This is a genomic window from Gordonia sp. ABSL11-1 (assembly GCF_030315685.1).
Lineage (GTDB): Bacteria > Actinomycetota > Actinomycetes > Mycobacteriales > Mycobacteriaceae > Gordonia.
This window is the reverse complement of record NZ_JASXSI010000017.1, coordinates 84929-110011: the sequence shown is the minus strand read 5'-3', so window position 1 is coordinate 110011 and position 25083 is coordinate 84929. Positions and strand designations below refer to the sequence as shown.

Annotated in this window: 16 protein-coding genes; 13 read left to right on the top strand and 3 right to left on the bottom strand. The window is 68.7% G+C overall.

Features of this window, described 5'->3' with window-relative positions:
- Window positions 1-133 precede the first annotated feature (133 nt).
- The 6 genes from yajC to QSJ19_RS18515 all read left to right on the top strand — a co-directional run bounded on the left by yajC (window position 134) and on the right by QSJ19_RS18515 (window position 8529).
- On the top strand, window positions 134-553 hold the full coding sequence (gene yajC / locus QSJ19_RS18540; protein WP_286322447.1) for a preprotein translocase subunit YajC: 420 nt from the start codon (window positions 134-136) through the stop codon (window positions 551-553).
- 160 nt (window positions 554-713) lie between these two features.
- On the top strand, window positions 714-2315 hold the full coding sequence (secD, locus tag QSJ19_RS18535; RefSeq protein ID WP_286322445.1) for a protein translocase subunit SecD: 1602 nt from the start codon (window positions 714-716) through the stop codon (window positions 2313-2315).
- Window positions 2312-3574: a protein translocase subunit SecF gene (secF, locus tag QSJ19_RS18530; RefSeq protein ID WP_286322444.1), complete on the top strand. Its 1263-nt coding sequence runs from the start codon at window positions 2312-2314 to the stop codon at window positions 3572-3574. Before secD ends, secF begins: the two co-directional genes overlap by 4 nt.
- Window positions 3575-3584: 10 nt before the next feature.
- A complete protein-coding gene (locus QSJ19_RS18525) occupies window positions 3585-5306 on the top strand; it encodes an ABC transporter substrate-binding protein (RefSeq protein ID WP_286322443.1) in 1722 nt (573 codons plus the stop codon).
- Window positions 5299-5910, top strand: a complete 612-nt coding sequence (locus QSJ19_RS18520; protein ID WP_502876239.1) for an adenine phosphoribosyltransferase — start codon at window positions 5299-5301, stop codon at window positions 5908-5910. The genes QSJ19_RS18525 and QSJ19_RS18520 overlap by 8 nt, the downstream gene beginning before the upstream one ends.
- Before the next feature lie 195 nt (window positions 5911-6105).
- The gene (locus tag QSJ19_RS18515) at window positions 6106-8529 is read left to right on the top strand and encodes a RelA/SpoT family protein (RefSeq protein WP_286322442.1); all 2424 of its coding nucleotides are present in this window, start codon (window positions 6106-6108) and stop codon (window positions 8527-8529) included.
- Window positions 8530-8551: 22 nt separating this feature from the next.
- Here the strand turns inward: QSJ19_RS18515 and QSJ19_RS18510 are convergent, their stop codons facing one another.
- Entirely contained in the window at window positions 8552-9487 is a 936-nt protein-coding gene (locus QSJ19_RS18510; protein WP_286322441.1) for a peptidylprolyl isomerase, read from the bottom strand.
- Between the two features lie 258 nt (window positions 9488-9745).
- Here QSJ19_RS18510 and QSJ19_RS18505 point away from each other — a divergent pair, with 258 nt between their 5' ends.
- Together QSJ19_RS18505 and hisS are read left to right on the top strand one after the other, a co-directional pair.
- Complete coding sequence (locus tag QSJ19_RS18505) at window positions 9746-10498, top strand: MBL fold metallo-hydrolase (RefSeq protein ID WP_286322439.1); 753 nt, start codon at window positions 9746-9748, stop codon at window positions 10496-10498.
- Complete coding sequence (gene hisS / locus QSJ19_RS18500) at window positions 10495-11760, top strand: histidine--tRNA ligase (RefSeq protein ID WP_286322438.1); 1266 nt, start codon at window positions 10495-10497, stop codon at window positions 11758-11760. Before QSJ19_RS18505 ends, hisS begins: the two co-directional genes overlap by 4 nt.
- A gap of 10 nt (window positions 11761-11770) precedes the next feature.
- Here hisS and QSJ19_RS18495 read toward each other — a convergent pair whose 3' ends face one another.
- Together QSJ19_RS18495 and ypfJ are read right to left on the bottom strand one after the other, a co-directional pair.
- A complete protein-coding gene (locus QSJ19_RS18495; RefSeq protein WP_286322436.1) occupies window positions 11771-13435 on the bottom strand; it encodes a DUF885 domain-containing protein in 1665 nt (554 codons plus the stop codon).
- Entirely contained in the window at window positions 13432-14295 is an 864-nt protein-coding gene (gene ypfJ, locus QSJ19_RS18490; RefSeq protein ID WP_286322435.1) for a KPN_02809 family neutral zinc metallopeptidase, read from the bottom strand. Before ypfJ ends, QSJ19_RS18495 begins: the two co-directional genes overlap by 4 nt.
- A 237-nt stretch (window positions 14296-14532) precedes the next feature.
- Between ypfJ and aspS the strand changes: the two genes are divergently transcribed.
- From aspS to QSJ19_RS18465, 5 genes are all read left to right on the top strand, one after another.
- On the top strand, window positions 14533-16344 hold the full coding sequence (gene aspS, locus QSJ19_RS18485) for an aspartate--tRNA ligase (RefSeq protein WP_286322434.1): 1812 nt from the start codon (window positions 14533-14535) through the stop codon (window positions 16342-16344).
- An 88-nt stretch (window positions 16345-16432) separates the two neighbouring features.
- Complete coding sequence (locus QSJ19_RS18480; protein WP_286322433.1) at window positions 16433-19903, top strand: transglutaminase family protein; 3471 nt, start codon at window positions 16433-16435, stop codon at window positions 19901-19903.
- On the top strand, window positions 19900-22698 hold the full coding sequence (locus QSJ19_RS18475; RefSeq protein WP_286322432.1) for a circularly permuted type 2 ATP-grasp protein: 2799 nt from the start codon (window positions 19900-19902) through the stop codon (window positions 22696-22698). Before QSJ19_RS18480 ends, QSJ19_RS18475 begins: the two co-directional genes overlap by 4 nt.
- A 107-nt stretch (window positions 22699-22805) precedes the next feature.
- Complete coding sequence (locus QSJ19_RS18470; RefSeq protein ID WP_286322482.1) at window positions 22806-23714, top strand: transglutaminase family protein; 909 nt, start codon at window positions 22806-22808, stop codon at window positions 23712-23714.
- 204 nt (window positions 23715-23918) lie between these two features.
- Window positions 23919-25082, top strand: coding sequence for a phosphotransferase (locus QSJ19_RS18465; RefSeq protein WP_286322431.1), 1164 nt, complete (start codon window positions 23919-23921; stop codon window positions 25080-25082).
- Window position 25083: the final 1 nt, after the last annotated feature.

Below are 25083 nucleotides of genomic sequence, written 5' to 3'. Positions count from 1 at the left end.
CACACTGGTGAGAGCCCGCCGGAGGAGTTGGTGCATCCGAGCGTGCCCTCGTGCGGCCGTCGGCTGACCCGCCGAATCCGACATACCACCCAGACACACCACGACCGAACCGACAAGGATTGTTGCTGTCACCATGGAGTCCCTCTTCTTCCCCCTCCTGCTCGCCCTGCTCGCGGGGTTCATGTTCCTGAGCATCCGCAAGCAGAAGAAGCGCATGTCCGAGATGCAGGAGATGCAGAACTCCGTCGCCACCGGCGCGCGGGTACAGCTCACCTCCGGGATGTTCGCGACCGTGGTGGACGACTCGGCGGCCGACTTCGTCGACCTGGAGATCTCCACCGGCGTCGTCAGCCGGTTCAACCGTCTCGCCGTGGTGCGGGTGGTGCCGACCGACGAGGCCGCGGCCACCTACCCGGGTGCGCTGACCGAGCGCCCCGAGCAGATCGAGCCCGAGTCGATCGATCACTCCCCGTCGACCGATCCGACCGACACCCCCGCCGACGACTCGATCATCGCGGACCGACCGGCGGACAAGCCGACCGACGACAAGTGATCGACACCGCGGACGGGTCACCCGTCCGCGGTGCACACCGCGCGGACACCGGGACCCGGGGGTTACCGCACAGTCAGTAGAGTGGGCGACCGACCGGATCGTCCGCGCGCATCGGGGGCCTGGCGCCTGAGCGTGCTTTCCTGAGGAGACCAGAGCAGCAGTGACCACACCTCGCCGGGCGTCGGCGAAGCGGTCGGGACTTCCCCGTGAGGTGCCGCCGTGGAGACCCCTGACCGCTTTCTTCGTGTTGTTGGCCGTCGTCTACGGACTGGTCTTCTTCACCGGTGGCGGATCGCCGACCCCGAAGCTGGGTATCGATCTGCAGGGCGGCACCCGTGTGACGCTGACCGCCCGCACACCTGACGGCAAGCCACCCTCACGGGAGCAGCTCGACCAGGCGAAGCAGATCATCGAGCAGCGTGTGAACGGTCTCGGTGTGTCCGGTTCGGAGGTCGTGGTCAACGGCAACAACCTGGTCATCACCGTTCCCGGCGACGACGGCAAGCAGGCCCGCACCCTCGGCCAGACCGCCCGCTTGTTCGTGCGGCCGGTGGAGAACGTGCAGCCGGCGACCCCACAGCCGAAGAAGGACGATCAGCCGGACGCCGAGGACGAGAACGGCGAGACGTCGGCGGCCGCGATCGACGAGCAGCGCAAGCTCCGGCAGGCACGGGCGGGGGCGAACCTCGATGCCCTCACCGCGCAGATGGCGAAGATGGACTGTTCGCCCGGCTCCAACGACCCGTTGCTCGGCAACGACCTGCCCGACCAGAACCTGGTCGCGTGTTCGCAGGACGGCACCGAGGTCTATCTGCTCGGACCCGAGATCATCGACGGCCGCGACATCAAGAACGCGACCGCAGGCACCACCCAGCAGGCCGGCTCATGGATCGTGCAGGTGGAGTTCAAGGGTGAGGCACAGAACTTCTGGCCGCAGTACACCGGGCAGAACGTCGGCAAGCAGACCGCGTTCACCTTGGACACCAAGGTCGTCTCCGCGCCCCAGATCCGCGGCGCGATCACCACGCCGCAGACCGAGATCAGCGGCAACTTCAGTCAGCAGGAGGCCAAGGACCTCGCCAACGTCCTGAAGTACGGTTCGTTGCCGCTCTCGTTCGAGGCTTCCGACGCCGAAACCGTCTCGGCGACACTGGGTCTCTCGTCGTTGAAGGCCGGTCTCATCGCCGGCGCGGTCGGCCTGATCGCGGTGTTGCTCTATGCACTGTTCTACTACCGCATGCTCGGCACCCTCACGGTGTTGTCGCTGCTGCTGTCGGGGCTGATGGTCTACGGCATCATCGTCCTGCTCGGCCGATGGATCGGCTTCACACTCGACCTCGCGGGAATCGCCGGTCTGATCATCGGTATCGGCATGACCGCGGACTCGTTCGTCGTCTACTTCGAACGAATCAAGGACGAGATGCGCGAGGGCCGAAGTTTCCGGTCCGCGGTCCCACGCGGCTGGGCGAGTGCGAGACGTACGATCTGGTCCGGCAATGCGGTCAGCTTCATCGCGGCGGCCGTCATCTACATCCTGGCCGTCGGCGAGGTCCGCGGGTTCGCGTTCACGCTTGGTTTGACCACTATCCTCGACGTCGTGGTGGTGTTCCTCGTGACGCACCCGTTGGTCGTCCTGGCCACCCGCTCGGAGTTCCTCTCCCAGCCGAACGTCAACGGCCTCGGCGCGGTCAGTGAGGTCGCTCGTCAGCGTCGCGTGGCGCAACGCTCGAAGGTCACCGCGTCGGAAGGATCGGCGAAATGAGCATGCAGACCCCCGGACCGCAGGGCCCGGCGCGACCGAACTCCGGACGCAGCGGCGGCGGCCGCACCGCCGCCAACCCGGATCTCGTCGTCGACGACAACGAGCCGGTGGAGACGTCCACAGCCGACGACGCGAACTTCGTCGCCGAGACGAACCGATCGTTCCTCTCCCGGCTCTACACCGGTACCGGCGCCTTCGACATCATCGCCGCCCGCCGCACCTGGTACATCGTCACCGCCGTCATCCTCGCGATCTGCATCGGATCGATCGCGATCCGTGGTTTCACCCTGGGGATCGAATTCGAGGGCGGTACCCAGGTGTCGGTGCCGGTGTCGGCCGGCGTCACCACGGACGCGGTCGAGGAGGTGTTCTCGCAGACGCTGGGGGATGCACCCGAGTCCGTGCAGACCGCAGGATCCGGATCCAGCGCGACGATCCAGGTGCGCACCGAGACGCTGAGCATCCAGCAGACCGAGCAGGTCACCCGGGCGCTCGCCGACAAGTTCTCCCCGGAACTGACTGCCGCAGAAGTCAGTTCGTCGGATGTCAGTTCCACTTGGGGTGGCGAGATCACCCAGAAGATGTTGATCGCGCTCGCGGTGTTCCTGGTGATCGTGTTCGTCTACATCGCGGTGCGGTTCGACCGCGAGATGTCCACGGCATCCCTCGCGTCGTTGTTCTTCGACATCATCGTGACCGCTGGCGTCTACTCGCTGGTGGGCTGGGAGGTCACGCCCGCCACGGTCATCGGTCTGCTGACCATTCTCGGTTTCTCCATCTACGACACCGTCGTGGTGTTCGACAAGGTCGCCGAGAACACGAGATCGGTGTTGCAGACGACGCGCCGCACCTACGGTGAGCAGGCCAACCTCGCGGTCAACCAGACCCTCATGCGTTCGATCAACACCACCGTCATCTCGGTGCTGCCGATCATCGCGCTGATGGTCATCGCGGTCTGGCTCCTCGGAGTCGGCACGCTGAAGGATCTCGCGCTGATCCAGCTTGTCGGTGTGGTGGTCGGCGCGTACTCGTCGATCTTCCTGGCGGCGCCCCTGCTGGTGACGCTGAAGGAGCGGCGCACGGACATCGCGCGCCACACGAAGCGAGTCCTCGATCGTCGTGCGCGCGTGGCGGCAGGCGACGACCTGTCCGATGCGCCGCGTCCGGTGCGGGGCCGGTCGTCGAGTGGTCGTGCGGCACGCCGCGACGACGCCGACGCACCGCAGAGCCCCACCGGGAAACGTCGTCGGTCGCGCTAACGTACGGGGCGTGAGGGAGCAGACGGGGCGCCGGGCCCGCCGACGACCCGGCCTGCCCGTGACGGTGACGGTGCTGGGAGCGGTGATCGTGACGCTCACGGGTCTGCTGACCGCGTGCGGCGACGACGGCCCGCCGACGATCGATTACGTGGTCGACGGACGCATCAGCAGCTATAACGCGAACACCGTCGACGGCAACGCAGACGGTGTGCTGATGGCCACGACCCGGTTGCTGCCCGGATTCAGCTATCTGGGAGCTCAGGGGCAGGTGGCGCCCGACCGTGACATCGGCACGGTCACAGCGGTTCCCGGGACGGGTCTGACGCTGCGGTACGACTTCGACCCGCAGGCCCGCTTCTCCGACGGGCAGGCGCTCGACTGTGACGACCTGGTTCTGGCCTGGGCGGCGATGAGCGGTCGGTTCCCCGGTTTTCGACCCGCGACCACCGCGGGATACCGCGACATCGATCGGGTCGACTGCGCGGCGGGCGATCGCTCGGCGACAGTCACCTTCGCCCAGGGACGCGATTACCGAGACTGGCTCTCGCTGTTCGGGGCCGGCACTCTGCTCCCAGCCCATGTCGTCGCGCGCGAAGCCGGTGTCGCCGGGGTGCTCGATCCGGTGCGGGCCGGAAATCGCGCGGTGACCGCGACGATCGCGAAGGCCTGGAACTCCGGCTTCGCGCTGACACCCGGATCAGTGGACGAGACCCGGTTCCCGTCCTCGGGTCCGTACCGGATCGACGGGTACTCGGAGTCGGGCGGACTGGTGCTGGTCCCCAATGACAAATGGTGGGGTGACGCCCCCCGGACACAGCGGATCGCCATCTGGGGCAGGGGCACCGACGGTGCCGGCAAGCTCTCCGACGGTTCGTTCGACATCGCCGACGTCACCGGTGGACTCATCGGCGAGGACGACATCCGTCCGTCCGGAGACGCTGCGGTGCAACCACTTCCGCAGCCGAATCGGGCACTCGCCGTCGAAGAGGTCATCCTCGCCCAGCGGGGCGTGCTCGGTTCGCTGCGGGCACGCCAGGCGCTGGCGTCCTGCATCCCGCGAGACGCCCTGGCGCGGCGGTTCGGGCAGGGTGCGCAGGTCTGGAACCTCCGAGTCCTGCCGCCGTCGGACAATCTCGCCGGACAACTGAACGGTTCGTTCGGCCGCGCGTACGCTCGCCCCGATCTGCAGCGGGCACGCGCGCTCGGCGGAGGTGGACAGTCGGAGGCGGGGTCCGCCCCGATGAGGGTCCGGGTCGGGTACCTCGCACCGACGACGCGGCGCCAACAGATGGTCGCCGCCATGGCCGAGTCCTGCCGGCCGGTGGGCATCGACGTGGTGGACGCCGGTGCGCCCGACATCACTCCCGGAGCCCTCGGTCGCAGCGTCGACGCTCTGATCGTCGCGAACGGGGCGGGTTTCGCCGCGGCCGGCGCCGCCAACCCGTCCCGTGACGCCTATCAGCTCCGCGGTGGCGATCCCCTGAACCTCGGCGGGTTCCGCAGTCCCGAGGTCACCGGCGCCGTCGACGCGCTCGTCACGTCCGACCTGGCTGCCGACCGGCTACAGCTGGTCCGGGCGATCGAGAACGCCGCGTGGTCGGCGCTCCCATCGATCCCGATGTTCGCGGCGCCACGGGTGCAGCGCTGGAATGGGCTGGTCGATAATGTGGTGGCCGGTCTGGGCCGCAACGGGACCGGATGGAACATGGATCGGTGGACGGTACGTGAGTGACGACGCAGGGATCGAGACCTCGACGACGCAGGAGCCGGGACTCGACGAGGTGACGACGCGGGCGCTCGACGACGCCCGTACCGCCGTCGACGAGCACGCCCGTACGGTTCCGGATTTCCCGGCGCCCGGCATCACCTTCAAGGACCTCACGCCGGTGCTGGCGGATCCGGCCGGACTCGCCGCGATCGTGACCGCCCTGACCCACCGCTGCCGCGACATCGACCTCGTCGCGGGGATCGACGCACGAGGATTCCTCCTCGGCGGTGCCGTGGCCCGTCAACTGCAGGTCGGTGTGCTCGCGGTGCGCAAGGGCGGCAAGCTGCCACCACCGGTCCACCGCATCGGCTACGCGCTCGAATACGGTTCGTCCAGCTTGGAGATACCCGCCAGCGGCATCGACATCACCGGTCAGCGGGTGCTGCTCGTCGACGACGTCCTCGCGACCGGCGGCACCGTCGTCGCGGCCGGTGACCTGCTGCGCAGGGCGGGTGCCGAGGTGGTCGGTGTCGCGGTGATCATGGAGCTCGACGGTCTCGGTGGACGTGCGACGATCGCCGACGGGCTCGGTGCGGACCTGTCGGTTCACGCGGTCACCACCGACTGAGACCGGCTCGCTCGGCGGACCCGGGCGACTCGGCGCCGCCGGTCGACGGCTCCGCGCGATACGGCCGGACTAGACTCGCCTCATCCGGCGTTCGGCAGGATGGCGGTGCACGATGTCGTCGGGTTCCGGATGGACACGACAGCTGACGATGCGCCCCGATGTTGCCGACGCGTACCGGCCGGAGAGGAGGTCCCGATGCACGACGACACCGACACCGACGCCCGTCACGGCGTCGGCGACGCGGCAGGTGCACCCGCCGCCGATGTGAAGCCCGCAAGTGATCGTCCCGCCGTCGACGCCGGCGGCCCATCGCGGCCGTCGACGCCCACCAACGGCGATTCCCTGGCCACGCCGTCGTCGTCGGCGTCCCGGAGGGTCCGTGCCCGACTCGCTCGCCGGATGACTGCCACCCGCAGCCCCGTCCGGCCGGTGCTGGAACCGCTCGTCACCCTGCATCGCGAGATCTACCCGAAGGCCGACGTCGCGCTGCTGCAGCACGCCTACGACGTCGCCGACGAGCGCCACGAGGGTCAGACGCGCAAGTCGGGTGACCCGTACATCACGCATCCGCTCGCGGTCGCCACCATCCTCGCCGACCTCGGCATGGACACGACGACGCTGGTGGCCGCGTTGTTGCACGACACGGTCGAGGACACCGGCTACTCCCTCGAACAGCTCGAGAAGGACTTCGGCGCAGAGGTCGCCCACCTCGTCGACGGTGTGACCAAGCTCGACAAGGTCGCCCTGGGCAGTGCAGCCGAGGCCGAGACCATCCGCAAGATGATCATCGCGATGGCCCGCGATCCGCGGGTCCTGGTGATCAAGGTCGCCGACCGGCTGCACAACATGCGCACCATGCGTTTCCTGCCGCCGGAGAAGCAGGCGCGCAAGGCGCGGGAGACGCTCGAGGTCATCGCCCCCTTGGCTCATCGTCTCGGTATGGCGACGGTCAAGTGGGAGCTCGAAGACCTCTCGTTCGCGATCCTGCACCCCAAGCGGTACGAGGAGATCGTCCGGTTGGTCGCCGATCGTGCGCCGTCGCGGGACACCTACCTGGCCCGGGTGCGCGCGGATGTGAACAATGCGCTGGGCGCGGCGCGGATCTCGGCGACCGTCGAGGGCCGGCCCAAGCACTATTGGTCGATCTATCAGAAGATGATCGTCAAGGGCCGCGACTTCGACGACATCCACGACCTGGTCGGGATCCGCATCCTGTGCGACGAGGTCCGGGACTGCTATGCCGCTGTCGGCGTGGTGCATTCGCTGTGGCAGCCGATGGCCGGACGGTTCAAGGACTACATCGCGCAGCCCCGGTTCGGGGTGTATCAGTCGTTGCACACGACGGTGATCGGTCCCGAGGGCAAACCCCTCGAGGTGCAGATCCGCACCGACGAGATGCACCGCACCGCGGAGTTCGGTATCGCCGCGCACTGGCGCTACAAGGAGAGCGGCTACCGCAAGGGCAAGAACCCGAAGCGGTCCGACGCCGCCGAGATCGACGACATGGCGTGGATGCGTCAACTCCTCGACTGGCAGCGTGAGGCCGCCGACCCCGGTGAGTTCCTGGAATCGCTGCGCTACGACCTCGCCGTACAGGAGATCTTCGTCTTCACGCCGAAGGGGGACGTGATCACGCTCCCGGCCGGATCGACCCCCGTCGATTTCGCCTACGCGGTGCACACCGAGGTCGGCCATCGATGTATCGGCGCCCGGGTCAACGGCCGCCTGGTCGCCCTCGAACGGACCCTCGAGAACGGTGAGGTCGTCGAGGTGTTCACCTCGAAGGCCCCCAACGCCGGCCCGTCGAAGGACTGGCAGAACTTCGTCGTGTCACCGCGCGCCAAGGCCAAGATCCGGCAGTGGTTCGCCAAGGAACGTCGCGAGGAAGCACTCGAGACCGGCAAGGAAGCCATCGCCAAGGAGGTTCGTCGGGGAGGACTTCCGTTGCAGCGCTTGATGAGTGCCGAGTCGTTGGCCTCGATCGCGAAAGAACTGCGCTATGCCGACGTGACCGCGCTCTACACCGCGGTGGGGGAGAACCACGTCTCCGCCCGGCACGTGGTCAGCCGTCTGGTCGCGTCCCTCGGCGGACTCGACGACGCCGTCGACGAGATCGCCGAACGCTCGACGCCGTCGACCCTGCCGACCCGCACCCGACAGGGCGGGGACGCCGGTGTCGTCGTCGAGGGCCTCGACAACGTGATGGCCAAACTGGCCAAGTGCTGCACGCCGGTTCCCGGCGACGAGATCATGGGCTTCGTCACCCGCGGCGGCGGTATCAGCGTGCACCGCACCGACTGCACGAACGCACAGTCGCTGCGGGAGCAGTCGGAACGGATCATCGAGGTCTCGTGGGCGCCGTCGCCCTCGTCGATCTTCCTGGTCGCCATCCAGGTCGAGGCGCTGGATCGCCATCGCCTGCTGTCGGATGTGACGAAGGTGCTCGCCGACGAGCGGGTCAACATCCTCTCGGCGTCGGTGACCACCAGCCGTGACCGGGTCGCGATCAGCAAGTTCACCTTCGAGATGGGTGACCCGAAGCATCTCGGCCACGTGCTCAACGTCGTCCGGAACGTCGAGGGCGTCTACGACGTGTACCGGGTGACCTCGGCGGCCTGAGGCCGCCGAGGCCGTTGGGTTCTCAGTCCTGCGAGGCGCCGCTCACGGTTGCGGTGGTGATGTCCACCGGCTGCTTGGGACGACCGTCCTGCGCGTTGCCGTTGGGTCCCGGCACCAGACCGTTGGCCGCGATCTTGTCGAGTACCGTCAGGCCGGCCGGATCGACCGTGCCGACCACCGAGTAGTTCGGCGCCAACTGGCTGTCCTGCATCACCAGGAAGAACTGGCTCGAGCCGGTGTTCGACTGTCCGGTCTGCGGATTGTTGCTGTTGGCGATGGCGACGGTGCCCCGCGGGTAGATGACCGGCGCGGTACCGGACATGGGGTCCGGCTGACCGGCGGGCTTGAGGTCCGTCGGCAGTTCGTCGGGACTCGACCATCCCGGCCCACCGGCGCCGGTTCCGGTCGGATCGCCGCACTGCAGGACCTTGAGTGTGTCGCTGGCGGTGAGTCGGTGACAGGGCGAATTGTCGTAGAACTTGTTCTCCGCCAGCGAGATCATCGCGGCGGTGTTGCAGGGTGCGCCGGTGCGTTCGAGTGTGATCGGCACCGCGCCCTGGTTGGTGTTCAGCGTGAGGTCGGCAGTGCCTTCCTTCAGTTCCTTCTCCGCGGGCTTCGGCGACGTGCGCTGCTTGGACTCACCGGCCTTCATCTCGTCGAGATAGGCCTGCGCCTGGGCGCGCTGATCGGCAGGCACCTCGGCGGGCACCTCCTTGGGGAGCTGATCGAACCGACTCGGCTGATCCTCGAACGCACAGGAGGTCCAGCGCGCCGCCTCACGATCGTCGAGGACCTTCTTGACGATCAGCGTGGTCGCCGTCGCCACGATCGCGACCACCACCACCGTCGACACGGAGGCGATGATGATCTTGCGTCGGCGCTTCTCCTGCCGCTCCCGCTCGAGACGTTCCTCGAGCTTGCGCTTGGCTGCTTCGCGACGCTCCTCGTTCGTGGACACGCGGTTGGACCCTCCTGAACTGGTGTGCCGTAGCTGGTTCCCCCGGGGGATGGCATGCCGCCGGCCACGGCCGGGCATGCGATCGGCGCTGATGCTACATCGAGTGGCCAGTGTGCCAGTCGAACCTGAGAGTTCGATGGCCGGGTGAGTCATACGTCACGACGTGCACCGACATCTGCACCATGATCTCCACCGCGTCCGATCGCCCAGGCCGGGCTGTCGGTACGGGGTGCGGACGGCGTTTGCCACAATGGACGGATGCTGATCACCGGATTCGCGGCTGGGATGTTCCAGACGAACTGCTACATCCTCGCCGCCGAGGCAGGGGCGGAGGCGGTCATCGTCGACCCGGGGCAGGACGCGGCGCCGCGGGTCCGGGAGTTGCTGGCCGAGCACGACCTGACGCCGGTGGCCGTGCTGCTGACCCACGGTCACCTCGACCACACCTGGAATGCGGCCGAACTCTGTGACGAGTTCTCCATCCCCGCCTACATCCATCCGGACGACCGCCCGATGCTCGCCGACCCCGGGATGGGGCTCGGCCGTGCGCTGGGCGACATGATCGGCTCGCTCGAGTTCCGGGAGCCGGAGAAGGTGATCGACTTCGTCGACGGCGAGGACCTCGATGTCGCCGGCATCCGGATCTCGGTGGATCTCGCGCCTGGTCACACACAGGGTTCGGTCCTCCTCGGCATCGAGGTGCCCGTCGGGGTCGACCCCGCCGAGGTGGATCCGGCCGGTCGGAACCCGGAGGTCCCGACCGTCGTACCCGTCTGCTTCTCCGGTGACGTGTTGTTCGCCGGGTCGATCGGCCGTACCGACCTCCCTGGCGGCAACCATCAGCAGCTGCTCGACTCGATCGCGGTGAAGTTGTTACCGCTTCCCGATCACACCCAGGTCCTGCCCGGGCACGGACCACAGACATCCATCGGTGCCGAGCGTGCGGGCAACCCGTTCCTGGCCGATCTCTCGGCCTCCGGCACCGTCAAGAAGGGACGATACGGACTGTGAGCGCCGAGTTCGCCGCGCCGCGAGGCATTCCCGACTACTTCCCGCCGACATCGGCGGACTTCCGCCGGGTCCGCGACACCCTGACGGAGGCCGCCCGCCTCGCCGGCTACGGACACATCGAACTGCCGATCTTCGAGGACACCGGGCTGTTCGCCCGTGGCGTCGGCGAGTCGACCGATGTCGTGAGCAAGGAGATGTACACCTTCGCCGACCGGGGGGATCGGTCGGTGACGCTCCGTCCCGAAGGAACAGCGGGGGTGATGCGCGCGGTCATTCAGCACGGCCTCGATCGTGGGCAACTCCCCGTCAAGCTCTGCTACGCGGGACCGTTCTTCCGGTACGAGAAGCCCCAGACCGGACGTTATCGACAGCTCCAGCAGGTCGGTGTCGAGGCGATCGGCGCCGACGACCCGGCTCTCGACGCCGAGGTCATCGCGATCGCCGACGAGGGCTACCGTCGCCTCGGTCTCTCCGGCTTCCGACTCGAGATCACCTCACTCGGTGATGCCGAGAGCCGGGGCCCGTATCGAGAGGCGTTGCAGCAGTTCCTCTTCGGACTCGACCTGGATGAGCCGACCCGCCGGCGCGCCGATATCAACCCGCTGCGCGTGCTCGACGACAAGCGGCCGGAGGTGAAGGCTGCCACCGCGGACGCACCCCTGCTCGTCGACTATCTGAGCGACGATGCCCGCACCCATTTCGATCTCGTGCTGACACACCTCAAGCGCCTGGGCGTGCCGTACGAACTGAACCCGCGACTGGTGCGTGGCCTCGACTATTACACCAAGACCACCTTCGAGTTCGTCCACGACGGACTCGGCGCACAATCGGGCATCGGTGGCGGAGGCCGCTACGACGGACTGATGCGCCAGATCGGCGGGAAGCAGGACCTCTCCGGCATCGGATTCGGACTCGGCGTCGATCGGACGATGCTGGCGATGGAGGCGGAGGGTGTCGCGCACGCCGACGTTGCGCGCTGTCAGGTGTTCGGGGTGCCGCTGGGGTCCGACGCGAAAGCCGAGTTGGTCGGTGTCGCAGGGCGGCTCCGGGCGGTCGGGGTCAGCGTCGACCTGGCCTACGGGGACCGTGGGCTGAAGGGCGCGATGAAGGCGGCCGACCGTTCGGGTGCACGACTGGCGCTGGTGCTGGGTGACCGCGAGCTCGAGGAGCGTCGGATCGAGGTGAAAGACCTCGCGAACGGGGAGCAGCACCAGGTGGCGCTCGACGACATCCTGGTCGAGGTGCGACGACTGCTCGGCTGACCGCGCTGACCTAACCGGCCGTCAGCTCGTCGGCCAGCACATCCAGCGACACCCCTCCGAACGCCAGGGCTCGGGTGTGGAAGTCGCGCAGGGACCAGTCAGGGTGTGAACGCAGCGCCGCCGCGCGGGTCTGTTCCCAGACCCGTTGTCCCAGTGCGTACGACGGTGCCTGACCGGGCCATCCCAGGTAGCGATGGAGTTCGAAGCGCAGCACGGCGTGATCCATCGCGACCGATCCCGTGAGGAAGCGCCACGCCTTGTCGGCGTCCCAGATCCCGCCGCCGAGCGCGGCGGGTACGGGCAGGCGACAGTGCACACCGATGTCGACGACGACCCGCGCCGCCCGCAGTCGCTGCGAGTCGAGCATGCCCATCCGGTCGCCGGGATCGTCGAGCCAGCCCAGCTCGCCCATCAGTCTCTCCGCATACAGGGCCCAGCCCTCGCCGTGCCCGGATGTGAACGACGCGAGCTTGCGCCACGCGTTGAGGTCGTCGGAGACGATAGCCGAGCCGAGCTGCAGATGATGGCCCGGCACGCCCTCGTGGAAGACCGTGGTGGTCTCCTGCCACGTGTGGAACACGGTCTGCGCGGGTGGGACCGACCACCACATGCGGCCGGGTCGGGTCAGGTCCGCGCTCGGCTGGGTGTAGTAGATGATCCCCGTCTGCGACGGGGCGAGCCGACATTCGAGTCTCGTCAGTCGGGGCGGCAGATCGACCTGAATCCCGGCCAGACCGTCCACGGCGCGGTCGGACAGGTCCTGCATCCACTCGATGAACGCATGTCGATCATGAATTGCATACTGCGGCAACGTGTTCAGATGTGATATCGCTTCGCGCACCCCGCCGCCGGGGACGATCTCGGCGGCCAGCACGGACTGTTCGTCGACGATGGCGGCGAGGTGATCCAGGCCCCACGCGTAGGCCTCGTCCGGGTCGACGTCGGCGCCGAGGTACGCGGGCAGAAACCGGAGATAACGCTCGCGTCCCACCGCGTCGTCGGTGATCGCGGCCGGCGCGACCTCGTTCCGCAGCACCGCCGCCAGCGTGGCGAATGCCGATCCCGCACGGTCGAGCGCCCGGGTCGTCGCGTCGGCGAGGCGGGCGTCGGCGGCGAGTGCTCCGGTGCCGGCGGCGATCCCAGCGACCGCCGCGTCGGACTGCTCGGCGACGAGTGCGGCCTGCCGCCGAGATTGCGGCGGTCCGTGCGCGATCCGATACCGGAGCCCGTCGATGATGCCGTCGACGCACGCGGGAATGCCGGACAGGCGGGCCAGGAAGACCTCCCGGGCCTCCGCGGTGCCGGTGGGCATCAGGTCGAACACGTCGCGCAGAGCTTGCAGCGGTGAGGCGATGACGTTGCAGTCGCCGACCCGCTCGCCCGCATCGGCCAGCGCGATCTCGCGGTGCAGCGACGCGGTCATCGTCGCCACGGTGACCCGGTCGACGTCGTCGGCGACCGGCGCCGACGCGAGCGATCCGACGGCGGCCCGAGCAGCAGCGGCACGTGCGGTGCAGGCGCCGGGGGAGAAGTCGGTGAGGCGGTCGTCGTGGCCGGGCACACCGATCTCGGTCGCGAAGAACGGGTCCAGCCGCGCCTGATCGGCGAGATGACGCTCCGCGAGCCGATCGACGGTGGACGGGGCACGGGGTGTGCCCGGCGACGCTGAGGTCACAGATCGTTGGTGGCGAAGGTGTCGCACTGGCGCGGATCGCCGGACTTGTACCCGATACCGAACCACCGGACACGCTGCTGTGCCGAACCGTGCGTCCAGCCCTCCGGGTTCGAGTTGGCGCCCTGGATCGTGTCGTCCCCGATCGCCTTCGCGGTCTGCACGACGGTGGCGATCTGGTCCTGGGTCAGCGGTTCGAGCATCGCATCGGGGCCCTTGTCCGCGTGATACGCCCAGACGCCGGCGAGACAGTCGGCCTGGAGTTCTACACGAACCGAACCGGACAGCGGGCCCTGTGAACCCATCCGGTTGCCCTTCTGGAGGGCGCCGGTCAGGTTCTGCACGTGATGGCCGTACTCGTGGGCGACGACGTACTCCTGGGCGAGCGGACCATCGCTGCCGCCCATTTGTTTCAGCTGGGCGAAGAACGTCGGATCGAAGTACGCCGTGCTGTCGGCCGGGCAGTAGAACGGCCCGGTCGCCGACGTCGCCGCACCGCACCCCGTGTTCACCGACCCGGAGAAGATCTTCGTGTCCGGCGGGGTGTACCCGCGCATCTGCTCCGACCAGACCTGGTCGAGGCTGTTCGTGGTCGCGACGATCCGGCAGATGTCGTCGGTGTTGGCCTTCTCGATGGTGCACGAGCGGATCTGCGCATCGATTTCCGACGAGTTCTGGCTGTTCGGCGACGTCCCGGTACCCGCGCCACCGGTGATCGATCCGGGGTCGATACCGAAGAACAATGCGATGAGCGTGATCACGAGTCCGGCGCCGCCGCCGAGCGCGATCCGTCCCACGCCACCGCCACCACCGCCGCCCGACACGTTGCCGGTGTCGAGTGGGCCACCACCCTGAAATGTCATGTGAGCTCCTCGGTCCGGCGGGCACCGCGTCCGGCTCCCGGGCGGGAGACGTCCGGGACGGCAGGATCGAGCATATTCGCCGCCGGTGTCGTGGTGAGGTGATCGATGGCACACCAGGGCGTGTCGGAACCCGCCGCGCGTCGCGCAGGACCGTGGGACGGCCGGGTGCGGGCAGGTCAACGGTGCGAAAGTAGGATGACCCGAGATCCATCTCGTACCCCCTTGGAAGGACTTTGAGTGCTCCGCACGCATCTGGCCGGCTCGCTTCGCAGCGCCGACGCTTCGCAGACCGTCACCGTCGCCGGCTGGGTTGCCCGTCGTCGTGATCACGGGGGCGTGGTCTTCATCGATCTGCGGGACAGCTCGGGCCTGGTCCAGGTCGTCTTCCGTGACGAGTCGGTCGCCGAGGCCGCCCATCGCCTGCGCGCCGAGTTCTGCGTGGCGGTGACCGGTGTCGTCGAGGTGCGTCCAGAGGGCAGCGAGAACCCGAACCTCCCGTCCGGGGCCATCGAGATCAACGCCACGTCACTCGAGGTGCTGAACGCGTCGGCACCGCTTCCGTTCCAGCTGGACGACGCGCCGGGTGAGGAGGCGCGCCTGCGCCATCGCTACCTCGACCTGCGTCGCGACAAGCCCGCGCACGCACTCCGCCTGCGGTCGAAGGTGAACGCGGCAGCCCGCGGTGTGCTCGCCGATCACGACTTCGTCGAGATCGAGACCCCGACGCTAACCCGCTCGACCCCGGAAGGCGCTCGCGACTTCCTGGTGCCGGCGCGTCTGCAGCCGGGCACCTTCTATGCGTTGCCGCAGAGCCCGCAGCTGTTCAAACAGCTGCTCATGGTGGCCGGGATGGAACGGTACTACCAGATCGCCCGGTGCTATCGCGACGAGGACTTCCGCGCGGACCGCCAGCCTGAGTTCACCCAGCTGGACCTCGAGATGAGCTTCGTCGACCAGGACGACGTCATCGCGCTCGCCGAGGAGATCCTGGTCGCACTGTGGAAGCTGATCGGGGTCGAGATCACGACACCGATCCCGCGCATCACCTACGCCGACGCGATGCGGCGCTTCGGCAGCGACAAACCGGATCTGCGTTTCGGTCTCGAGCTCGTGGAGTGCACCGACTTCTTCGCCGACACCCCCTTCCGGGTCTTCCAGGCGCCGTACGTGGGCGCCGTCGTCATGCCGGGCGGGGCCTCTCAGCCCCGACGCCAGCTCGATGCCTGGCAGGAGTGGGCCAAGCAGCGTGGCGCCAAGGGGCTCGCCTATGTCCTCGTCGGCGAGGACGGGGAACTCGGCGGTCCCGTCGCCAAGAACCTGTCCGACGCGGAGCGCGCCGGACTGGTCGCACACGTGGATGCCGCACCCGGCGACTGTGTCTTCTTCGCGGCCGGACCGGTCAAGGCGCAGCGCGCACTGCTCGGCGCCGCCCGGGGCGAGATCGCGTCTCGCCTCGGTCTGATCAACGACGACGCCTGGGCATTCACCTGGGTCGTGGACGCGCCCCTGTTCGAGCCGGCCGACGACGCCACGGCCTCCGGCGACATCGCCGTCGGGTCCGGGGCCTGGACCGCGGTGCACCATGCGTTCACCGCTCCGAAGCCGGAATCGCTGGCCACCCTCGACACCGATCCCGGTGCCGCACTCGCCTATGCCTACGACATCGTGTGCAACGGCAACGAGATCGGCGGCGGCTCGATCCGTATCCACCAGCGCGATGTGCAGGAGCGGGTCTTCGAGATCATGGGCATCGGCCACGACGAGGCCCAGGAGAAGTTCGGCTTCCTGCTCGACGCCTTCGCCTACGGAGCGCCCCCGCACGGCGGTATCGCGTTCGGGTGGGATCGGATCACCGCACTGCTGGCCGGGGAGAGCTCGATCCGCGAGGTGATCGCGTTCCCGAAGTCGGGTGGCGGTGTCGACCCGTTGACCGACGCTCCCGCGCCGATCACCCCGCAACAGCGCGCGGAGTCCGGGATCGACGCGAAGCCGGTGCCGCGCCACCGTCCGGGCGCCGGCGATGCCGAGCCGGCCGATGCCGAGGCCTGACCCACGTCAGCGTGACGCCGGTGTGCGGGTCGGTGATCCGGCCCGCATATCCGGCACCGGGTCGGCATCTGTGATGTGATTTCTGACCATGACGATCAAGGTGGCCCTCGAGCATCGCACGAGCTACGCATTCGATCGCCCGGTCAAGATCTTCCCGCACGTGGTGCGGCTGCGCCCGGCGCCGCACTCACGGACACCGATCGAGGCGTATTCGCTGAAAGTCGAACCGGCGGACCACTTCCTGAACTGGCAACAGGACGCCTTCAGCAACTACATGGCGCGTCTGGTCTTCGGAGAACCGTCGTCGACCCTGTCGGTCACCGTCAGCCTCATCGCCGACCTCACCGCGATCAACCCGTTCGATTTCTTCATCGAGGACTGGGCCGAGGACTACGGCTTCGACTATCCCGAGGAGCTGTCCGACGACCTCGAGATCTTCCTGCGCCCGGTCGGGGTCACCGAGGGTGAGTTCGCGGGCGCACCGGTACACCCCGCGATCGCCGAGTTCGCCGCCGAGCACCGGCCCACCGGACATGTGCGGATCATCGATTTCCTGGTCGCGCTGAACCGTGCCGTGCAGCAGGCCGTCGGCTACACCGTGCGTCTCGAGGCCGGAGTGCAGACCCCCGAGCACACCCTTGCCAGCGGGATCGGATCCTGTCGCGACTCCGCCTGGCTGCTCGTCGCCATCCTGCGGGAGCTCGGCCTTGCCGCGCGGTTCGTCTCCGGCTACCTGGTCCAGCTGACCTCCGACGTCAAGTCGATCGACGGCCCGTCCGGCCCCGACGCCGATTTCACCGACCTGCACGCGTGGACCGAGGTGTACCTGCCCGGTGCAGGGTGGGTCGGTATGGATCCGACCTCCGGCCTGTTCGCCGGCGAGGGACACATCCCGCTGGCCGCGACCCCCAATCCCGGTGGTGCCGCACCGATCACCGGAGCGACCGGACCGTGTCACGCCACACTCGACTTCTCCAACACGGTGACCCGGTTCCACGAGGACCCGCGGGTGACGCTGCCGTACACCCCGTCACAGTGGGAGCGCGTGCAGGAACTTGGTGCCGACCTCGACGCGACGATGGAACGCAATGACGTCCGGCTGACGATGGGTGGCGAACCGACATTCGTCTCGATCGACAACCAGACCGATCCCGAATGGACCACCGCCGCCGACGGCGCGCACAAGCGGCAATTGGCCTCCGACCTCGCGGGCCGCCTGCAGGCGGCGTACGCGCCGGCCGGGCTCGTGCAACGCAGCCAGGGCAAGTGGTATCCCGGGGAACCGTTGCCGCGCTGGCAGATCGCGCTGATGTGGCGTGCGGACGGCCTGGCGATCTGGCGCCGGCCGGAATTGCTCGCCGATCCCTGGTCGGATCGTGCGGCCGCCGAGGCGAGCATCCAGACCGAGACGCACGGCGGGGCGTCCGACGCATCGGTGTCCTCCGGCGTCGCGGAGAAACTGCTGATCGCGTTCGCGTCCCGCCTCGGACTCCCGCTGTCGCAGGTGATGCCCGCGTTCGAGGACCCGTTGGTACGGATGCGCGAGCTGTCCACCCTGCCGCCGGGGGATCCGGCCGACGACCCCACCCTACGCACGATGCGCGCGACGCAACTGGCCGAGGCGGCCGCTGAGGCCGAAGAACTCGAGGAGGACCTCGAACCCGCCGACGACTCCACCGCTGCCCGCCAGGCACTGTTGCGGCGACTCGACGGCTCGGTGGCCGGGCCGACCGCCTTCGTCCTGCCGCTCAGCCGCAGCGACGACGATTCGGCGTGGCAGTCCGCACGCTGGACGACCCGCCGCGGCCGGCTCGTGCTGACCCCGGGCACCTCGCCGGCGGGACTCCGACTGCCGCTGAACTCGCTGTCCTGGGGGCAGGCGCCGACCGTCTTCGAGGTCGACCCGTCCGTGCGCCCCGACGCCCTGCCCGACGATCCGGCGGAGGCGCTCGGGTGGACGGTGACAGAGGTGGACCCGTCCGCGTTCGTGCCGCGGACCGCCATCGTCGCCGAGGTGCGCAACGATGTCCTGCACGCGTTCCTCCCGCCGACCGCCGCGCTGGAGGAGTTCCTCGCGATCGTCGAGATGCTGGAGGAGGCGGCCGCGGCGATCGACACGCCGATCGTCGTCGAGGGCTACGGACCACCCGCGGACGGACGCCTCACCACACTCACTGTGACACCGGATCCCGGTGTGATCGAGGTGAACATCCAGCCGACGCACAGTTTCGGTGAGCAGTCCGACCTTCTCGAATCGCTCTACGAGCACGCCCGTCGTGCACGGCTCGGCACGGAGACGTTCGACCTGGACGGAAGCCATGGCGGCACCGGTGGCGGCAACCACATCACCCTCGGCGGACGTACTCCGGCCGACTCGCCGATGCTGCGTCGGCCGGACCTGCTCGTGTCGATGCTGACCTACTGGCAGCGCCACCCATCGCTGTCCTATCTGTTCTCCGGCCGTTTCGTCGGGACGACCTCGCAGGCCCCCCGCGTGGACGAGGGCCGCGAGTCGTCGTTGTACGAGCTGGAGATCGCCTTCGCCGAGATCGACCGCCTCGCGGTCAAGGCGGCCGGCGGTGTGACGGCCGACGCTCCACCGAACCCGTGGGTGACCGACCGGGCGCTGCGACACCTGCTGACCGACATCACCGGGAACACCCACCGCGCCGAGTTCTGCATCGACAAGCTCTACAGTCCGGACTCGTCGCGAGGCCGCCTCGGCCTGTTGGAGCTGCGGGCGTTCGAGATGCCGCCGCACCACCAGATGGCCATGGTGCAGTCGTTGCTGGTGCGGTCGCTCGTTTCCTGGTTCTGGGAGCAGCCTTACCGTGGCCGGTTGATCCGGCACGGCGCCGACCTGCACGGCAAGTACTTGCTGCCGCATCACCTCATCGCCGACATAGCACTCGTCGCCGAAGAACTGCGCGAGGCGGGTTACCCGTTCGACACAGCATGGCTGGACCCGTTCACCGAATTCCGCTTTCCTCGGCTCGGTACGGTCCAGATCCGCGATCACGAGGTCGAACTGCGGGGTGCGATCGAGCCGTGGAACACCCTCGGGGAGGAGTCGACCGGGACCGGCACGGCCCGGTACGTGGATTCGTCCGTCGAGCGGGTGCAGGTGCGCGTTCTCGGCGGTGAGGATGATCGATTCCTGTTGACCTGCAACGGTTTCCCGATCCCGTTACGGCCGACGGGCCGTACCGGGGAGCGAGTCGCGGGCATCCGCTTCCGGGCGTGGCAGCCGCCGAGCGCCCTGCACCCGACGATCACCATCGACACGCCGCTCACGTTCGACCTCATCGACACCGTCAGCGAACGGTCCGTCGGCGGAGCGACGTATCACGTCGTGCACCCGGGCGGACGGGCCTACGATCGCCCGCCGGTCAACGCGGTCGAGGCGGAGTCCCGGCGCAACGGACGATTCGAGTCGACCGGGCACACCACCGGTGCCGTCGACGTCGGCCTCCTGCGTGAACGTCACGCCCGGCTGGCCACCGATTCCGGGGTCCCGGCCATCCTCGACCTGCGTCGGGCACGTACAGTTCTCCGGTGACTGTTTCGTCGGGCAGCCCGATCGGCGGTGTTCTGCCCGAGGTCTTCGACCGGTATCGGCCGGATGGCTCCGCACTCTTCGAGATCGACCGCCTGGCCCCCGTCGCGGGGTCGTCGTCGGCGGCCCCCTTCGACGAGATGCTCGACAGTGCAGGCCGCACGCGGACCGCGTGGACCGATCTCGTCGACGGATACGCCGCCCGGGGCGAGGTTCGCCTGCGTGCGGCCGCCGCGCGGCTGGCCGGCGCCGTCAGCGACGAGGGGGTCGTCTACAACCAGTTCGACGGCGTCGCCACCGTCGCCCGGGACTGGCAGATCGACCCGGTCCCGCTGATCATCGACGGCAGCGAGTGGTCGGAGCTGGAGAAGGCCATCACCCAACGGTCGATGCTGCTCGATCTGCTGTTGCGCGACCTCTACCGCGACCAGAAGACCATCACCTCCGGACTGATCCCGCCCGAGATGGTGTTCGGCCACCCGGGATACATCCGCAAGGCGGCGCGGCTCGAGGTGCCCGGCCCGCACGGCCTGTTCCTGCATGCGCTCGATCTCGTCCGATCACCGGACGGCCGGTTCGAGGTCTACGCGGACCGGACCCAGGCGCCGTCGGGCATCGGCTTCGCGATCGTCGACCGTCGCCTGCTGTCCCGAACGTTCCCGCAACTGTTCCAACGGTGTGCGCCGCGGGCGATGACGAGCTTCGCCGGCACGCTGCGCCTGGCACTGTTCGACTACGCGCCGCCGGGGGTCGACGATCCGACGGTGGCGGTCCTGAGTCCCGGCAGCATGTCCGAGACCGCGTTCGACCAGGCCTACCTCGCCTCGGTGCTCGGCCTCCCGCTGGTCGAGGGCACCGATCTCACCGTGCGCGACGGCGTCGTCTACATGCGGTCGCTCGGCAAGTTCAAACGGGTCGACGTGCTGCTGCGTCGGATCGACGCCGACTACGCGGACCCGCTCGACCTGCGCACCGACTCCCGGCTCGGCGTGGCCGGTCTCGTCGAGGCGATCTCGCGCGGGACCGTGACCGTGGTCAACACGCTGGGCAGCGGCGTGCTGGAGAACCCGGCGCTGCACACCGTCCTCGAGCTGCTCGCGCCGGTCCTGCTCGACGAGGAGTTGACGCTGCCGTCGGTGCCGACGCTGTGGGCGGGTGACGATCTGCAGCGTGGCAAGATCCTCGCCGATCTGGACGATCTGGTCATCACCGACATCCGGAGCGGTGACGAGTATGTGATGCCGCTGACCGATTCCGCCACCCGCGCCCGCCTGCGTGATCGCATCGTGTCGCAGACATGGCCGTGGGTCGCACGCACGCTGCAGCCCCCGTCCATGGCGCCGTCGATGATCCCGGGGCGCGACGGGACCGGCGGCGTCGGCACCGCCACCGTGGTGCGTGCGGCCCCCGTCGGCGTGCGCGCCTTCAGCGTCGCGCAGGGACCGACCTACGCCGTCCTGCCGGGTGGGCTCGGATCGGTCCTCGCCGACGGCCCGGCCGGATCGGCGCAGCATGTCGTGGCGGCCAAGGACGTGTGGGTGACCAGCGCCGACGTCGGCGGGCATGTCTCGCGCAAGTCGACGACACGCGCCGCTCCCGACGACGACGTCCTCGCGGTACCCGCACCCGGGCGTCCGGCACGGACCGGGTACTCCGACATCGCCGCGGCGGCCAGTCCGCGCGTTCTGTCGGACCTGTTCTGGTTCGGACGTTACGGGGAGCGCGTCGAGTCGACGACGCGGCTGGCCAAGGTCGCCCGCGAGCGCTATCAGGAGGTCCAGTACCGACCGTGGATGAGCGGCCCCGCCGCCGTGCCGATGATCCTGCACGCGACCGCGACCATCACCGGGACCGCCCGCTATCTCGACAGTGCTGCCCTGCTTGCGGACGGCGCCGAGGCGGCACCGACCCCGGACCGGGTCGACGAGGCGATCGCCACGATCACCGATCTGACCGTGGCGCGGTCGGTCCCCGGCACCATCGCGCATTCCGTCGAGCGGCTCGTGTCGTCGGCGCGGGCGGTCCGAGACCAGATGTCGACGAGCACATGGATGGTGCTCACCCCCGTCGAGCGGGCCATCGACCGCCTCGGCGCCCAGGTGCGTGCCGACCGTCTCGCCGCCGGTGACGACACGACCGACGAGCGCGCCTCCGACGACCGGTCCACCGACACCGGCCTCGATCCCGGATCGGAACTGCGGCTCGCCCATGACGAGGTGTTGCACGGCGTGCTTGCCCTCGCCGGTCTGCAGGCGGAGTCGATGGTCCACGACGCCGGGTGGTTGTTCATGGACATCGGGCGCCGTATCGAACGGGCCCTGACGCTCGCCGACCTCACGAGGGCCTTGTTCGTCGCCCCTCACGACCGTGAGGTCGAGCAGGCGCTGCTGGAGTCCTACCTCGTCGCGAACGAGTCGTCGGTCATCTACCGCAGGCGCAATCGAGGGCTCTACCAGTTCGGGACCGTTGCCGGCCTGCTGTTCTTCGACGAGTCCAACCCGCGGTCGTTGATCTACCAGCTGACCCTGACGAGAGCAGACCTCGCCGCGCTGCCCGACGAACTGCGTTCGGCGGCGGCCGAACGCATCGTCGAGGATCTCATCGCCGAACTCCGACGATCCGATCCCGATGATCTCGCCACCGCGGACACGGACGGTCGTCGCAGCGACCTCGCCGACCTGATGTCGACCATCGGCACCGGACTGCGCGACTTGTCCGACGTCCTGGGTCGGACGAAGTTCGCGCCACCGCGCCAGGCCCAGCCGATCTGGGGCGGCGGAGGCGAGGACACGCCGTGACCACTCCCGACGCCTCCTCGACGACCGGGTCCTCCGGTCCGGACACCGACGTGACCGATCGTCCCGGCGCCACCGACGTTCCGGTTCACACCCGCCGCTATCGGGTGATGCACCGGACCCGCTACACCTATGACGACGTCGTGTCGTCGTCGTACGGGCGGTGCTATCTGACCCCTCGTGAGCTCCCGCAGCAGCGTGTCCGGTCGGCCGAGGTGGTCATCGAACCCGAGCCCGACGACGTGTCGACCGGTGTCGACGTCTACGGGAACAGCGACTCCTACTTCCACGTGCGCACCAACCACGACTCGCTCGTGGTGACGGCCACCTCGATCGTGGAGGTCGATCCGCCCGACGCAGGACTGCGGCTGTCACCCGCCGCGCTCGGACCATGGGAGCAGGCGCGTCCGGCCGCGGCGGGGACCGCGGGTGCCGGCGCCACGGAGTTCGTGCTCGATCTCCACCCGCCGGAGATCACCCCGGCGGTCGCCGACTACGCGAACCAGGTCTTCACCCCCGGTCGGCCGCTCATCGAGGCGGTGACCGATCTCACCTCACGAATCTTCCGGGACTTCACCTACAAGTCGGGCTCCACGGCGATCAGTACCCGCGTGGACACGGTGATGGAGCGCCGGATGGGCGTGTGCCAGGACTTCGCCCGCGTCGCCATCGCCTGCCTCCGGTCGGTCGGCCTCGCCGCCCGCTACGAGTCCGGATACCTGGCCACCGACCCGCCGCCGGGCACCATGCGGATCTTCGGCGCCGACGCCAGCCACGCGTGGGCCGCCGTCTGGCTGCCGGGGGACCGGTGGCTCGCGTTCGACCCGACCAACGACAAACTGGTCGACGAACGGCACGTCACCGTGGCCTGGGGTCGCGACTACGACGACGTGCCCCCGCTGCGAGGCGTGATCTACACCGAGTCGAAGAAGAGCCGGATCGACGTCTCCGTCGACGTCAGCCCGCTGGGGCCGGACGAGGGGGAGCGCCCGCCGGCTGCGACGGAGACCTCCGGCTGAGGACGGGGCTTCCGCCCCATCGCGTCCGTGTCGCTTGATCGACCGACACCACCGCCGCCCGGTTCGGGTCACGTGTGCTCTGAGCGATCACTGTTGTGCGAGTTCAGATCTGAGGTTTGTCGGTGTTTGCCAGTAGTAAGTGGGTTGCAGATGAGTGAAGAGTCGTGACGGTCTGTCGGACGATTGGGTAGGTTGGTTGATGACATGACGGTAATCACTGAGAGTCGCATCGCTGGTGTGGTGCGCGCGGCCGAGGCGGTTCTCTCGCATCGAGCCGGTTCCCCCGTCACCCTCGCCGACCCGGAAGACCTCGGTGGCAGTGGCCGCACCGTGGTGGTGCGGGCGCGGGTGATGGCCAATCCGCTGTCGATGGATCGCACCCTGGTCATCAAGGCGCTGCCCGACGACGAGGACCCGCGAGCGTTCCACCGGGAGTTGGCGTCCTACAAGTACGCGACCGCACTCCCCACCGAGTCGCGGCCTGGTCCTCAGCTGATCGCGTCCGATCCCGACGTGCGGGTGCTGGTGCTCACCGATCTGGGGCACGGACGGTCGATGTCGTCCCTGCTGTCGGGCACCGATCCCGTCGAGACCTCGCACGCGGTGAGCGCGTGGGGTCAGGCGCTCGGCCGCATGCACGCCGCCACCGCCGGTGGTGAGATCGACTTTCGGGCGATCCTTCGCCGCGGCGCCCCCGGGGCCGAGGACGAGGACGTCCTGGGCGACTCCGCGGTTCGAGCCGCTGCCGACGCGCCCGCACTCCTCGCACGACTCGATGTCGACTTCCCCGACGAGGTCCGCGATCGCCTGACCGGCGCCTGCAGCCTGTTCGCCGACGGCGATCACCGCGCCTTCAGCCCCTCCGACGTCGGACCCGAGAACATCCTGCTGAACGATGAGGGTGTCCAGTTCATGGACTACGAGTGGGGCGGTTTCCGCGACGCGACCCTCGACATCGCCTACGCGGTGGTGACCTGCGGCGCGCAGCTGTCACCGTCGAACGTCGGCAAACGCACCGACCTCGAGATCTCGATGGTCGACGCGTGGCGCTCGGAGGTGTACTCGATCTGGCCATCGCTCGGCCACGACGGCGAATGCTCGCGCAAGATCACCACCGCGCGGCTGCTGTGGACGTGGCTGTCGACGATGTGGATGCTGCCGCCCGAGGACGGCCTCGCAGGCGTCGAGGCGACGCACATCAGCCCATCCGGCTACTCGCACGACTGGGCTCTGCACAGCAACGACCCCCGCATCGTGGTGGCGCGCTGGGCAGATCTGTCGGCCGCTGCCGCGCGTGCAGGCGAGTCGACGATCGCCGAGTTCGCCGCGCATCTCGGAACCGCGCTGCAGCGGACCTGGCTCACCTGAC

Bases quoted from the DNA above. Each gene is read 5' to 3' on its own strand.
- yajC (WP_286322447.1), top strand. From the start codon at position 134: ATGGAGTCCCTCTTCTTCCCCCTCCTGCTCGCCCTGCTCGCGGGGTTC.
- secF (WP_286322444.1), top strand. From the start codon at position 2,312: ATGAGCATGCAGACCCCCGGACCGCAGGGCCCGGCGCGACCGAACTCC.
- QSJ19_RS18515 (WP_286322442.1), top strand. From the start codon at position 6,106: ATGCACGACGACACCGACACCGACGCCCGTCACGGCGTCGGCGACGCG.
- QSJ19_RS18505 (WP_286322439.1), top strand. From the start codon at position 9,746: ATGCTGATCACCGGATTCGCGGCTGGGATGTTCCAGACGAACTGCTAC.
- ypfJ (WP_286322435.1), bottom strand. From the start codon at position 14,295: ATGACATTTCAGGGTGGTGGCCCACTCGACACCGGCAACGTGTCGGGC.
- QSJ19_RS18480 (WP_286322433.1), top strand. From the start codon at position 16,433: ATGACGATCAAGGTGGCCCTCGAGCATCGCACGAGCTACGCATTCGAT.
- QSJ19_RS18470 (WP_286322482.1), top strand. From the start codon at position 22,806: ATGCACCGGACCCGCTACACCTATGACGACGTCGTGTCGTCGTCGTAC.
- QSJ19_RS18465 (WP_286322431.1), top strand. From the start codon at position 23,919: ATGACGGTAATCACTGAGAGTCGCATCGCTGGTGTGGTGCGCGCGGCC.